Here is a 13,979-nt window from a genome sequence, read left to right as displayed (position 1 = left end):
AGGGAGCCTTGAGCTCCTTTTTGTTTGTCCTGATTGGGTCAGAAAAAGGCTTTAATCAATTGTTTAAAGCCTCTATCTTATTTAGAAAGTAGTCAATCTCAAAAGATTGAATTATTTGTAACTGTATGCCCAGTAGTATACACCGTTTCCATCAACTACTGCTGCTACAGCTCCTTCAGTGACATTCGGATCGAGAAGCAAGTCTCTCAAACCACTGTTTGCCCATTTCTTAACGACAACAGCAGCATCTTCATCACGACGTCCTACAAAGCCTGTGCTATCGTATTGACGTGAAATTTCATTTACTTTTGGAAGTGCTTGATTTTGATAAATGTCTTCAGACCAAGTCAATTCTTTCAATCCTTGAGCTTTACGCTCTTCATTGATTTTAGCGAAAGCTTCTTTCGCTTTTGAAACATAGTCATAATTTGTATCGTTTGTTGCTTCAACACGGTAAACAAACTTCACATAACCAAATTCTACATCACTGTATTTCTTGTCTTCGACACCACTCTTGAGATTTGCAATCAAGACATAGTCCTTAGCGTATGGGTTTTCTTTCGTCTTCTCAAAGATTTCTGGATCTTCGATTTCCCACTCAACTTTAGCATCCCAACCAGAGTTATCAAGGAACTTAGGATTCATTTTTTCGATGACATAGTTTTTGAACTCTTCAACATTCTTGAATGGCAATGCTTGACCTGCTTTAGCAGTCGTTACCAAGTTAGTTGAGTAAAGTTTCACACTTGAGTTCTTGTCACTGTACATGTACTCGTCATCAGCAGTGTTTTCGTGAAGTTTTGGATCACGAGCTGGATCGTTTGGATCAGTCATCCCTTGAAGTTTCCATTTTCCTCCAAGCCACTTCCAGTATGCTGAGTAACCTGTACGCTCTGAGTTAGATGGTACATAGTAGTAATGTACACTACCGTCGAAGTAGTAGTTTTTATCATTCTTGAGGACTGCATCACCTGGTTTACCTGGTGGGTAAACCAATTTTGGAGTTTGTCCATTTGGTGCCCAAGCCAAGTGTTCCAATCCTTCAGCTGGTTTTTCAACATAATCAGGGATTTGGTTTTCACTTGGTTCATCAGTCGTTACCAAACCTGGTGTTGTTGGGATAGCTGGAGTTGCTGGTGTTTCTGGTTTTGGTTCTGCTGGCGTTTCTGTTGATGGCTTGAATGGATCAAATTCACTATCAGCACCATTAATTGGTGGATTTTCTGGTAGGTCAACACTTGGAGTTGCTGGTTGTTCTGGTTTTGGCTCAGCTGGTGTTGTTGGCTCTTCAGGTTTATCACTAGGAGCTGGTGTTGGAGTCTCTGGTTCTGCTGGCGTTGGAGCAGGAACTTCAGGTTGGCTTGGTTGTGCTGGCTCAACCGGAGTTGTTGGTTGTGCTGGTTTTGGTTCAGCAGGTGTTGCCGGTTGTGCTGGTGTTGTATCAGCAGAATCTTTCACCAATACCCACTTACCATTTTGGTAGTAGTAATAATCACCATTGTCCAATACATAGTAATGGTAACCATTTTCATAACGATAGTGTGGGTCGTTTTCCAAGTTGTTAGTAGATGAGTTGTTATTACTATTGTTTGTCAAAGGTTTCCACTGACCGTTACGATAAATACGGAAGCTACCATCGTTCATACGGTAGTAGTGATTGCCATTCCAGTAAATATAGTTTTCATCGCTAGCAAGGTTGTTGTAATTATTCCAATAGTTATAACCATAGTAGTTGCTAATGTTGCCATAGCCATAGTAGTTATTCCAATTATTGTAACCGTAGTTGTAACTTGGGTAATAGCTACCATATCCATAGTTATAGCTTGGATAGTAGCTATTGTAGCCATAGTTATAGCTTGGGTAATAACTGTTGTAGCCATAACTTCTTACAGTATAGTTTGATGTGCGGCTACGATTTGCAGTAGTACGGTTAGAAGTACGATTGCTTGAACGGCGGCTAGTTCTTGTATAGTAACTATTATTTCCATTCCAATTGTAAGCAGCGTGAGCTTCACTTGGTGCAAAAGTTGGAAGCATTGTTACAGCTGTTAAAACAGAAGCTGTCAAATAGGTATATTTTTTCTTCATTTCAACCTCTTAATTCTTTAATTTTTAAACTTGAAAATTAAAATAATAAAAATTTGGAAAGCAATTGTGCACAATTTTATAACTAAACCTCAAAGCTAGAGTGAACTCCTCACATCAACTTGTTAACAGGCCTGAAATAAACAAGTTGACTTTCTGTCTTTAAAAAGAGCATATTATAGCGGCATGAGGATTTTATATTTATTCGCTTTCTTAATTTATTCTAACACAGCAACTTTCAAATATCAAATAATTTGACTTGTCTTTTTTTTGATATTCTTTCAAAAGAAAAGCTAGATATATTAGTAATGTATCTAGCTTTTCAACTATTCTTTGTAAGCAATGTAATTTCCCGTTGTTTTATTTTCACTATCTTTTCATTTTTTTCTTTTCTTTTTCTAGTATAAATATGCTAATAATAATTAGTGATATATATAAAATTGTTCGGTTTTTCAGCTCAAAAAATCCCCGAATTTTTCATCCAGGGAAAAGAAATTTCTCTTATTTTTTATTTTTTCTTTCTTTATGTCGCTCATAAGCTTTAAACTGACGTTGTAGTTCCTGTCGGATGGCAGGTTCTGGAGCATATTTTTCTTCCCAGTCTTCTGGTTTTAAAATCTTGTGTGTAACTGGATCAAAATGAGCTTTCCCATCAGGGAAAACCTTCCCCATATTTGCCTCATGAACAATGTCAAAGATACGTTCTGGATCTACTCCCATCAAAACAAAACTACCGTATGTAAAATACAGTGTGTCAATCAAAGCATCCACTTGACCGACCAGATTTTGCTTAGCAGGCGTCTTTTTCGCCACTTTCTCTGCCGCCTTATCAAGTGCCTCATGCATGCTTGCAAGGGAGTTTTGAAATTCTTCCTCCGAAGAACTTGCTGCGCGAACAAACTCTACTAATTCTTCAATTTTAAAATCTGCTCGGTGGGTTGCACCTTCAGCATCCCATGCCTGTGGCTCTTCTTGAGTTCGTTCATCCATCATGTGGTGGAAGGTTTTGACCTTATTAAAGTGATAGTCTCGACTGACAAACACTTTTTCTGAAGCCAAAACACCAAAGTGCTCGAGCGCCTTGTGGATACCATCTTGTTGATTACTTGCCGTAATATGCTTGGCGACTTCTTTGACACTGCTACTGCCATTTCCCATAGCAACCGACATCCCAACACCCGCCAACATTTCTAGATCATTGTCTGAATCACCAAAGGCCATGACTTGATTGAGATCAAATCCATATTCTTTCCCGACTCGGCGAATGCCTTCTAGTTTGGAATTTCCTTGGTTGATGATATCTGCTGCAAAAGGATTGCTTCGAGTTAATTTCAAATCTTCAAAATCAGCTGCTGCCTTCTCAGATTCCTCTGGCGTCATCAGCATCAAAACTTGATAAATGGGTTGATTAATCAAGTTAAGCAGGTCGTCTTCCTTTTGAGGAACTGCCTTGCTAACCATTCGATTAAAGGAACGGCTAACGGTTCTTGTCAGCACAGTCGGAATAAAACGACTAACCAGTTGTGAAAAGGAGCCGAGACCAAATGACATAATCTTCGAACCAACAACGGCATGCTCGGTTCCAAGAGCGATTTCTTTACGCTCCTTTTTAGCGTAAGCAATCAGTTGACGCAGGCTTGACTTAGCAATCGGACTTGCAAAGAGCACCTTTTCTTTATTAAAAATGTATTGGCCATTGTAGGTCACCGCAAAGTCTAGGTCCAAGTCTTCCATCAATTCCTTGACAAAAAACGGCCCTCGTCCTGTCGCTACTCCAACAAGCACTCCTTGCTCTTTGACAATCTTAATCGCGTCCTTAGTGGATTTCAAAACACTCTTGCGATCGTTGACTAGCGTTCCATCGATATCAAAAAAAACAGCCTTGACTTCCATCCTGTCCCATTCTCCCCTTTTGTGTTACAATGATTATACCACATTTCAGAAAGAGTGACTAAATCATGCCTAAGAAAATCCTTGTTTTACATACAGGTGGGACTATTTCCATGCAAGCAGACGCCACTGGTGCCGTTGTAACTAGCCAGGAAAATCCCATGAACCATGTTTCCAATCCGCTTGAAGGGATTGAGGTTCATGCCCTAGACTTTTTTAATCTGCCAAGCCCTCATATCAAACCCAAGCATATGCTTGCACTCTATCATAAGATTAAAGAGGAAGCTGATAACTACGATGGAGTTGTCATCACACATGGTACAGATACCTTAGAAGAAACAGCTTACTTCCTTGATACCATGAAAATTCCGCCCATCCCCATCGTTCTAACAGGGGCCATGCGTAGTTCAAACGAACTTGGTAGCGATGGTGTTTATAACTATCTGAGCGCTTTACGAGTTGCCAGTGATGATAAAGCAGCCGACAAGGGTGTGCTGGTCGTCATGAACGATGAGATCCACGCAGCCAAGTATGTTACCAAAACTCATACGACCAATGTCAGCACCTTTCAAACCCCAACACATGGACCACTTGGCCTTATCATGAAGCAAGAAATCCTCTACTTCAAAACAGCTGAACCTCGTGTCCGGTTTGATCTCGAACATATTCAAGGTCTAGTTCCCATCATCTCAGCCTATGCCGGTATGACAGACGAGCTGATTGATATGTTAGACTTGGAACAGCTGGATGGCTTAGTTATTCAGGCCTTTGGAGCAGGCAATGTTCCCAAAGAAACAGCTCAAAAGTTGGAAAATCTCCTGCAAAAAGGGATTCCAGTCGCCTTGGTCTCACGTTGTTTTAATGGTATTGCTGAACCTGTCTACGCCTACCAAGGTGGAGGGGTACAGTTGCAACAAGCTGGTGTTTTCTTTGTCAAAGAACTCAACGCTCAAAAAGCGCGCCTCAAATTATTAATTGCCCTTAATGCTGGACTAAAAGGACAAGCTTTGAAAGACTATATGGAAGGATAAACCTCTTCTCTAGAACACAAAATCAGGAAATCTCACGATTCCCTGATTTTTTCTAATTACGTTTTCGTGTAGAGCGGCGCTCTGTCAAACCATGAGGTAAGAGAACTTCACGTTCTTCCAACTCTTCCTTATGCATAATCTTAGTCAACATACGCATGCTGATAGCACCTAAGTCATAAAGAGGTTGGGCAATAGTCGTCAAGTTTGGACGAGTGAATCGTGCAATCTGAGAGTCATCTGTCGTAATGATTTCAAACTCTTCTGGTACAGACACACCGTGGTCAGCCAAACCATTTAGGACACCTGCTGCCAATTCATCACCTGTTACAACTGCGGCTGTAGCTTGTGATGAAATCAAGCGTTCTGCCAAGGCATAACCATCATCATAGCTGTATTTTGATTCAAAGACCAATCCCTCGCTATAAGAATGTCCAGCTTTTTTCAAGGCTTCCTTGTAACCAATCAAACGAACCTTGCCATTGATATCATCGACGAGTGGTCCACTCACAAAAGCAATTTTCTCGTTTTCTTTGAGAAGGTAGCTCACGGCATCAATCGTTGCTTGTTTGTAGTCAATATTCACACTTGGAAGTTGGTGTTCTACATCCACAGTACCGGCAAGAACAACCGGTGTCCGTGAACGAGAGAATTCTGAACGAATCTTTTCAGTCAAGTGATAGCCCATAAAGATAATCCCATCGACTTGTTTTGAAAAGAGAGTGTTAACCACTGAAACTTCCTTTTCATCATCCTCATCACTATTTGCTAGGACAATGTTATACTTGTACATTTCAGCAATGTCGTCAATCCCCTTAGCAAGTGTTGAGAAATAACCATTGGTAATGTTAGGAATCACAACTCCGACTGTCGTTGTTTTCTTGCTAGCCAAACCACGTGCTACCGCATTTGGACGATAGTCCAAGCGATCAATCACTTCTAGGACTTTTTTTCGAGTGTTCTCTTTAACATTCTTGTTGCCATTAACGACACGGCTAACTGTTGCCATTGAAACTCCTGCTTCACGGGCGACGTCATAAATCGTTACTGTATCATCTGTGTTCATTCCGTTTCCTTTCTATAATGAAAATTTCGCTTTCACGCATCTACTTACTCCATTTTATCACTTATTGTAAACACTTTCAAGTATTTTTTAGAGAAACTTTGAAAAAATTTCACAGTTTATTCCCATTTTGAAAAAGCGAGTAGGATTTCTTGATTTTTAAGACATTTTGCTGTATGATAAGGAAAATAAAAGGGGGAGGAAAACATGGCTTTTACAAATACACAGAGACGTTCCGCTAGTTTTGGTGTCGTGACCAGCTTGCCTGACGATGTCATTGACTCTTTATGGTATATTATTGATCATTTCCTGAAAAATGTCTTTGAATTAGAAGAAGAACTTGAGTTTCAACTGCTCAACAATAAGGGGACCATCACCTTCCATTTTTCTAGCCAGCACCTTCCGACTAGCATTGATTTTGATTTCAATCATCCTTTTGATCCGCTTTACCCTCCTAGGGTCCTTGTTTTAGACCTAGACGGCAGAGAAACCATCCTCCTTCCAGAAGAAAATGACCTATTTTAAAAACTCTAGCTTCTCGGCGTAAACTGCTGAGGAACTAGAGTTTTCTTTTTCTAATAAATGGATCGACTGACAACTAGACCGTTTGGTTTTGTATACTCTAAGTCAAGATAATCCTGATAAGTCCCTGGCACAATGAAACCTTGGGGACTCAATATATCAGTCCCAGCTTTTCCCACGATAGAGTCTGCCAGCAAGACACAATTGGTACTGAGAACAAAGTAGGTCTTAAACTCGGATGAGCTGAATTTATAAAGCATCGCATCCGCTTCCTCTTTTAGTTGGTAGGAGTAGGTATGCTTGACCTCTCCCTCTCTTCTTTTCATCAACTGCGAACTTGGTTCCCAAGGAATTAACAGGTCTTCTATCTCTGCTAGGCGAGCTTGGATAGCTGCTTTCTGTTGGTCCGTCAAACTCAGACCATAAGCGAACAAGGTCTTCTGACTTTCCCTCTTACAAAGCTCAATGTATTTTTCCCGATTGGCCTTAAACAAAACACCGTCTCCAACCATGCCAAATAGACGCTCCGAGTGAGGATCATACGAACCATAGGAAATAACCTGCCCTTGATAACAAATATCCACATGTCCCATAGCGAGGAAGAAAGAGGTTTCTGAGGTATGGACAAAAATTTCCAGATCAACCGTCTGGTCGTTTTTTCTTTCCGAATGAACTTCCCCTTCTTGGCTTTCATGATTTGCCAGCCACTCATTTAGTTTTCGCAAGGTGCTGATAGGAATCAGAGCTGTCACAAAGATCGGCAGAGTCATTCGCATACGTCGTTTCAGCTTGGGATTGTTTTCTATCCTTTCAAAAAAGAAACCGTCCCGGAGGCTACTAGCTCCTAGCATGAGCAAGTAAAATCCAAGCAAGAGCAATTCAAAATTCGCTGCATCGTGAAAAGGAGAGATGCTATAAAGCCCGAATCCTAGCATCCATACAGCATCAAAGAGATGATGGATCCGAGGATGAATGGCATTTTTTCGATAGAGAGACCAGGTCACAAGACTAATGATGCCCGTAAACAACTGGTAGCTCGCAATGATAAAGACCAAGAGATAGAGGGCAAGATCTTGCAAAATGATAGAGTCAAACACGAGAGCTGCTACCACCAGCTTGCCCAAGGTTACAAAGATATTTTCCCGACGTTTTTTATCTTGAAACCAGCGAGTCAACAAGTGCCAAACTGCTGACAAGGAAAAGTAGCCCATCAGCAACTGGTACCCCATTCGCGGAATAACTTGCCCAAAACGAATCAAGAGAAGCCCTAAAACAATAGCAAGTAGTCCCTCCCCGATACTCTTCCACTTGCTATAGGTCTCGGAAAGTTTAGGCATTCCCTTGCTCCAACTGGTCAACCAAGTATCGAATTGGTTGCTTTAGGATCGGATGGATAAAATGGGGAGCTATTTCCACTAACGGCTCAAGAACAAAGAGGCGTTCTGCTATATAAGGATGAGGCAAGATGAGCTCGTCTGTGTAAACGATCTGGTCCTCCACAAAGAGCAGGTCCAAATCAATCAAACGAGGCCCCCAATGCACTTCTCTCACCCGTCCCATTTCTGACTCAATGGTTAATAATGTTTCTAACAAGACTGGTGCTGGTAGCCAGGTTTCTACTTCAATCACCTGATTGGCAAAGCTATCTTGTTCCACACCACCCCAAGGCTCCGTCGCCAAGACACTGGACTCTTTGAGAATATGGATACCTCGAGTCCGCAGTTTATCAATAGCTTGTTCCAAGTTCGCTTTCTTGTCTCCCATATTACTTCCTAGGGCGATAAAGGCTCGCTGCTTACGACGGCGAATGGTCACCGAGCAGGTATCCAATGGCAAATGCACTGGAGCCCAAGGTTTTTTTAGTTCCAACTCAATCTCTTGGACAAGAGGATAGGTCTCAAAGGTACGTTCAACTAGTTTGTAGGCTACCGTTTCAATCAAGTCCTCAGTGGTTTCCTGAAACCAAGTCGTCCACTGCTGACACAGTTCTCCGTAATGGACAGAGGCTGTTAAATCCAAGTCTGTCGCCGCCTTGGTCATATCATAGGATAAGCTTGCGGAAATAACAAACTTCTGCCCCAATTCTTTCTCACTAGGGAAAAGACCATGATAGGCAAAAATTTCCAAATCTTTAATCTGCAGTTGATCCATAACTAGTCCTTTCTAGAAAAATCCGCTTAAAGCGGATTCTTTTATAGTCCCATTAAACGATAAGCCTGGTCTCGGAGGTCCTTATCCGTCTCAAATACGCCACGGGCTACAGTAGTCAAAGTCGCAGTACCTGGCTTTCTGACACCACGCATGCTCATACACATATGTTCCGCCTCAATGACAACAAAGGCTCCCTTAGCCCCCAGATAGTCCATCAAGGCATCAGCCACTTCAATATTCAACCGTTCTTGAATCTGTGGTTTTTTAGAGTAGACTTCAACTGTACGAGCTAGCTTGGACAGGCCTGCCACACGACCGTCTGGAATATAGGCAATGTGCGCTCTCCCATAGAAGGGCAAGAAGTGGTGTTCACACATGGTGTGGAAAAAGATATCCTTCTCCACCACCATATTATCGTCGATAATCTCAAAGGATTTTGACAGGTGTTCCTCAGCAGTTTGGCCAAGACCTGAAAAAATCTCTTGGTACATACGGGCTACACGAGCAGGTGTTTCCTGCAAGCCCTCGCGGTTAGCATCCTCACCGACAGCCTCAATAATCATTTTTACAGCCGTTTCAATCTTTTGTGTATCCATTCTCGTTCTTCCTCTCCATCAGATAGGCTCTCACTTGGCTCAAGAAATACAAGGAACCCGTGACAATCCTAACTGTTTGTTTCTCTTCATTTTTATCTGTCAATTTCTGCTCTAGAAAATCCTGCCAACTTTGGTAATTGAGATTTCTAGACTTGGCTGTCTCTTTCAGCACGCTTTCATCCGTCGCCCGACTATCGTCAAAATGGGTTAAGGTCAATTGACTATCTGGCATCGTCTCTAGTAAATCCAGCATATCCTCCAAAGCCTTGGTTTTAATACACGTAAAGAGGATTTCCTTATGATAATCCGCAAAGCGTTCTTGCAAGGTTGCTAATAAAGCCTTGATAGCATGGGGATTGTGGGCCCCATCCAAAAGCAACAATGGGGCGCTAGACACGACCTCCAAACGTCCTGGCCATCTGGTTTCCTCCAAGGCTTGAGCGACCAAGGCATTACTTGCAAATTCTCGCCCAGTCTCCTGGCAATAAGTGTCTAGGAGGGCAAGCGCCATCCCTGCATTCTCAATCTGATGCAAACCAAGCAGACCTGTCTGAAAGCGACCTTGTCTGACAGCACTTGTATAGTCAAATACCTCACCTGTCACCACACTTTCTTGATAAGAAACTTGATAATCACTCCCATAGGCAAGTCTCGGCGCATTTTTAGCTTCTGCAATAGAGTCTATCACAGTCAAGGCTTCAAGAACAATATGACCTGTCACCAAAGGAATACCTTGTTTGACAATACCAGCCTTCTGCTCTGCTATGGCCCCCAAGGTGTCCCCAAGTAGGGCTACATGGTCCAGTCCAATGGTCGTAATCCCTGTCAAAATTGGCTGACAAACATTAGTACTATCCAAAAGACCACCCATGCCGACTTCCATGATAGCCACATCTACTTGCTCTAAGGCAAAGTAATCATAAGCTAGAGCTGTGATAATCTCAAACTCGGTTGTTCCCTGCAAATTGTCAGCCGATTCTCCCTCAAGCAAAGACTGATAGTCTGCCATGAGGGCTTCTAGCCTAGCCTCGGGGATAGATTCCCCATTGATGCTAATCTGATCCGTATAATGAATGAGATAGGGCGAGCTGAACACCCCAACTCTCAGTCCTAGCTTTTCCAGCATCTTTTTCAAAAAAGCAATGGTAGACCCCTTGCCGTTGGTCCCTCCGATATGGATGACCTTGAGTTTGAGATGGGGATTGCCTCGCAGAGCTAGGAGTTCTACCATGCGTTCCAAGCCAAAATGTGGTTGGTCCGTCCGGTAGTGGGCAATCCACTGATTGTTTTGAATTTCGTTCATCTTATTTATATTGTTTTAAATCTAGATTTTCTGCATCATCTGCCAAACGAATGGCTGACGCAATTTCAACCGCCATCCTGTGACTGGCTACATCGTGCACGCGCACTACTTCGACACCCTGTCTCGCAGCGATACTAGTTACATGAGCCGAAGCTATGTCTCGATTACGAAAACCGACTTCCGTTTCAGGATTAACTTCAAAACCATTTTCTTCCAGGATATTGATAACAAATCGCTTACGCGAAACTCCAAGAAAGATCGGATAGCCTTGCTGGTGTAGTTTATCTAGATCCCGTAGAAGGAGTAGATTTTCCTTCTTGGTCAGACCAAAGCCAATCCCTGGATCCAGCAGAATATTTTCTCTTGCAATCCCAGCTTGATCCGCTCTCGCTAGAGCTCGTTCAAAGAAAGCCTCCATCAAGTCTTCGATTGGCATTTTTTCAAAGTCAGCTAACTCTTCCTCTGTAAAAGCTTGTCCAAAGCCAAAATGAGGGAATATGAGCGAGCTAGAGTGCTGAGGTCGAGCCATAACTGGATTAAACATGATAACCACTTTCGCTCTAGCCTTAGCAACCACATCCGCCATTTTCTCATCTCCCATGAGACCCGTAATGTCATTGACCAGATTGGCACCAGCTTTCAAGGCAGCCTCTGCCACCTGACTTTTCCATGTATCGATAGAAATGAGAACATCACTTTCCTCACGGATAGCTTTAATCACTGGAACAACACGCTGGATTTCCTCTTCTATCTCAACATAGCTACTACCCGGCCGAGTCGATTCTCCACCGATATCTAGCATGCTCGCTCCTTCTGCTATCAATTTACGAGCTTGCTGGAGCGCCTGCTCAAGAGCAAAAAACTGCCCACCATCCGAAAAAGAATCTGGTGTTACATTGATAATTCCACAAATAGCTGTTTTTCCGTGGTTGACTTTATTGGACATAACGGTTACTCCCTTAAGGTTCTCTACCATATTATCCCTCTATTTTACCATAAAAAGAAAAAGATGGATACGCTAGTATTCATCTTTTCCAAGCGGGCCAATGGTTTAGAATGATAGACCTAGATTTCTACTAATCAATACCAATAAGGCCAACAAACAAAATGCAATACCATTGAGAATCATATGAAGCAAAATGGACATCTCCAAACGCTCAGTCTTATAGGCTGTCCAAGTCAAAACCGTTGACATTCCTCCATAAATAATCACTGAAGGTAAATTGGTTGGCATATGGAGCAAGGCAAAGACGATTGCACCAACAACAAAACCTAGTTTTTCTTTTCCACGGAAAATCTTTTTAGGAATAATTCCTCGACACAAAATTTCTTCACAAATCGGCGCAATCAAGACTAGTAGGAAGAAAGTTGAAATCAAGGAACTATTCTGAACCAAACCATTCAGTATTGATTGGTTATTGGTTGTTGCCTCATTTGTTAGTCGAAGCAGGAGTGAACCCAAGAGATTTGTCGCAAAAATCACCAGATAACTCAGTACCAAGCGAGCCAAGTCTTTTGCCTTAAAAAAGGATAGATTAAAAGTAGCAAGTTGTGTTTTTCGTGCACCAATAATGAATACAATCAAAACGACTATGGATAGAGCACCTACTAAGAGCCCTGACTGTAAAATCGGAAACTGTTTGTTTGCTAAAAACAAAGCCAGTCCTATGGGAAATTGAGATAGAACAAAAGCTACCAAAAGGATGAGCACCCATTTCCCTCTGTTTAAAACCTCTTGCCAAATCGTCTTATCTTTCATGATGTACCTCCTTATAATTAAAAAGGGGAGACTCCCCTTTTCCTATTATACCATTTATAGCGCCATACTGATATAGTTAAGGATAAACAAGGCATCCAAAATCCAAATCATTACGTGCACATCCTTGGCTTGACCTTTGACAACTTTTGTCAAGGTGTATGTCAAGAAACCAACAGCAATCCCTTGTGTGATAGAGTAGCTGAATCCCATAAAGATAGATGTGAAAAAGGCAGGAACCGCTTCAGCCATATCATCCCAAGGGATATTTTTCAAGTTAGAAAGCATCATGATACCGACGATGATCAAAATTGGTGCTGTTGCAGCTGTCGGAACAATCGCTAGAAGTGGGCTAAAGAAGCTAGATAGAGCAAAACAGATCGCAACCACTAGGGCTGTTAAACCAGTACGTCCACCAGCACCGATACCCGCCGCAGACTCAACATAGGTCGTAACGTTTGAAGTACCTGCAATGGCACCTACTGAAGTTGCCACCAAGTCAGAGTAAAGAGCCTTGTCCAATTTAACTGACTCATGGTTTTCCCCACTTGTCGCAACGATACCAACTTTTTCACCAGTACCGATAAGAGTACCGATTGTATCAAAAATATCCGTTAGTGAGAAGGCAAGAATAGCCATCAAGGTTTCTGGTAAACGTGAAGTGTTTGAAATCAAAGATCCTAAACCTTCTGAACCAAGAGCAGCACCAAACAAAGTTCCTAAATCATTAACCGCTGATGAAAGATTATTGCTAGCAAAGTCAATCCCTGATAATTTGACAACACCAACAGCAATGGCAAGGACAGTCGTTGTTAAGATAGAAAGAATAATTCCACCTTTGATGCCTTTAACAACAAAGAAGATGGTAATAGCCAAACCAGCAAGAGCCACCAATACGGCTGGAGTATTGAAGTCTACCAAGCCTGGAACAGCTGCTGAGTTTGCAGTAAGTGCAGCTTGAGCCTTGTCTGCTCCTTCACCTGCTACCGTATAAGTACCTGGATCGATTGAGAATTTCAAGAGACCAGCATTCTTAATTCCAACATAGGCAAGGAAAACACCAATACCAGCCGAAATAGCTGAACGAAGTGTTGTTGGAATAGATTCGATGATCATTTTACGAACATTTGTTAAGGTAATAATCAGTGAAATAATTCCACAAATGAAGACCATACCAAGAGCTTCTTTCCAAGTATAGCCCATCCCAAATACAACTGTAAATGTGAAGAAGGCATTCAATCCCATACCTGGTGCTTGTGCGTAGGGCAAATTAGCATAGAAAGCCATCATCAAAGTACCGACTACAGAACCGATAATCGTTGCCAAGAACACACCTTGAACAGGCATACCTGTTTGGGAAAGCATTTGAGGGTTTACAAAGAGAATATAACTCATTGCAAAGAATGTTGTTAAACCAGCAAGCACCTCTGTACGGACATCTGTCCCGTGCTCTTTTAGTTTAAATAGTTTGTCCATTTTTAATCTCCTTTTGTTTTTTACGAACAATATGAGTATTATATCATTTATCATTCACCTTTTCAATATGTTTGTTTGATTTATTTAATAAATCAAAGCAACTGTAGTT

The 13,979-nt window shown here is 41.9% G+C and carries 12 protein-coding genes; 2 read left to right on the top strand and 10 right to left on the bottom strand.

Going from position 1 to position 13,979, the window contains the following annotated elements:
• Positions 1-111: 111 nt before the first annotated feature.
• Both B7720_RS04705 and B7720_RS04700 read right to left on the bottom strand, forming a co-directional pair.
• Positions 112-2,088 (bottom strand): CAP domain-containing protein, encoded by a 1,977-nt coding sequence (locus tag B7720_RS04705; protein ID WP_084856765.1) that lies wholly within the window; start codon positions 2,086-2,088, stop codon positions 112-114.
• Positions 2,089-2,586: 498 nt separating this feature from the next.
• Positions 2,587-3,978 carry a Cof-type HAD-IIB family hydrolase gene (locus B7720_RS04700; RefSeq protein WP_084856762.1) on the bottom strand — a complete coding sequence of 464 codons (1,392 nt, stop codon included), beginning with the start codon at positions 3,976-3,978 and terminating at the stop codon, positions 2,587-2,589.
• Between the two features lie 65 nt (positions 3,979-4,043).
• On the opposite strand from B7720_RS04700, the gene B7720_RS04695 reads away from it, so the two are divergent.
• Positions 4,044-5,006, top strand: a complete 963-nt coding sequence (locus B7720_RS04695) for an asparaginase (RefSeq protein WP_001124809.1) — start codon at positions 4,044-4,046, stop codon at positions 5,004-5,006.
• Between the two features lie 52 nt (positions 5,007-5,058).
• Here the strand turns inward: B7720_RS04695 and ccpA are convergent, their stop codons facing one another.
• On the bottom strand, positions 5,059-6,069 hold the full coding sequence (ccpA, locus tag B7720_RS04690) for a catabolite control protein A (protein ID WP_084856759.1): 1,011 nt from the start codon (positions 6,067-6,069) through the stop codon (positions 5,059-5,061).
• 204 nt (positions 6,070-6,273) lie between these two features.
• Between ccpA and B7720_RS04685 the strand changes: the two genes are divergently transcribed.
• Positions 6,274-6,591: a DUF960 domain-containing protein gene (locus B7720_RS04685; RefSeq protein WP_000886045.1), complete on the top strand. Its 318-nt coding sequence runs from the start codon at positions 6,274-6,276 to the stop codon at positions 6,589-6,591.
• Positions 6,592-6,641: 50 nt separating this feature from the next.
• Here the strand turns inward: B7720_RS04685 and B7720_RS04680 are convergent, their stop codons facing one another.
• The 7 genes from B7720_RS04680 to B7720_RS04650 form a co-directional block, all read right to left on the bottom strand.
• Positions 6,642-7,925 (bottom strand): hypothetical protein, encoded by a 1,284-nt coding sequence (locus B7720_RS04680; RefSeq protein WP_084856758.1) that lies wholly within the window; start codon positions 7,923-7,925, stop codon positions 6,642-6,644.
• On the bottom strand, positions 7,918-8,739 hold the full coding sequence (gene folK / locus B7720_RS04675) for a 2-amino-4-hydroxy-6-hydroxymethyldihydropteridine diphosphokinase (protein ID WP_084856755.1): 822 nt from the start codon (positions 8,737-8,739) through the stop codon (positions 7,918-7,920). The genes B7720_RS04680 and folK overlap by 8 nt, the downstream gene beginning before the upstream one ends.
• Positions 8,740-8,780: 41 nt before the next feature.
• Complete coding sequence (gene folE / locus B7720_RS04670; RefSeq protein ID WP_000380933.1) at positions 8,781-9,335, bottom strand: GTP cyclohydrolase I FolE; 555 nt, start codon at positions 9,333-9,335, stop codon at positions 8,781-8,783.
• Complete coding sequence (locus B7720_RS04665; protein ID WP_070656912.1) at positions 9,316-10,638, bottom strand: bifunctional folylpolyglutamate synthase/dihydrofolate synthase; 1,323 nt, start codon at positions 10,636-10,638, stop codon at positions 9,316-9,318. The genes folE and B7720_RS04665 overlap by 20 nt, the downstream gene beginning before the upstream one ends.
• Before the next feature lies 1 nt (position 10,639).
• Positions 10,640-11,614 carry a dihydropteroate synthase gene (gene folP / locus B7720_RS04660; RefSeq protein WP_070656911.1) on the bottom strand — a complete coding sequence of 325 codons (975 nt, stop codon included), beginning with the start codon at positions 11,612-11,614 and terminating at the stop codon, positions 10,640-10,642.
• Between the two features lie 75 nt (positions 11,615-11,689).
• On the bottom strand, positions 11,690-12,397 hold the full coding sequence (locus B7720_RS04655; protein WP_000653642.1) for a CPBP family intramembrane glutamic endopeptidase: 708 nt from the start codon (positions 12,395-12,397) through the stop codon (positions 11,690-11,692).
• 54 nt (positions 12,398-12,451) lie between these two features.
• Positions 12,452-13,870 carry an NCS2 family permease gene (locus B7720_RS04650; RefSeq protein WP_000359243.1) on the bottom strand — a complete coding sequence of 473 codons (1,419 nt, stop codon included), beginning with the start codon at positions 13,868-13,870 and terminating at the stop codon, positions 12,452-12,454.
• Positions 13,871-13,979: the final 109 nt, after the last annotated feature.

The sequence above is a fragment of the Streptococcus oralis subsp. oralis genome, from assembly GCF_002096455.1.
GTDB lineage: Bacteria > Bacillota > Bacilli > Lactobacillales > Streptococcaceae > Streptococcus > Streptococcus oralis_CY.
Note: the sequence above shows the minus strand (reverse complement) of the source record. Positions and strands in the feature narration are given on the sequence as shown.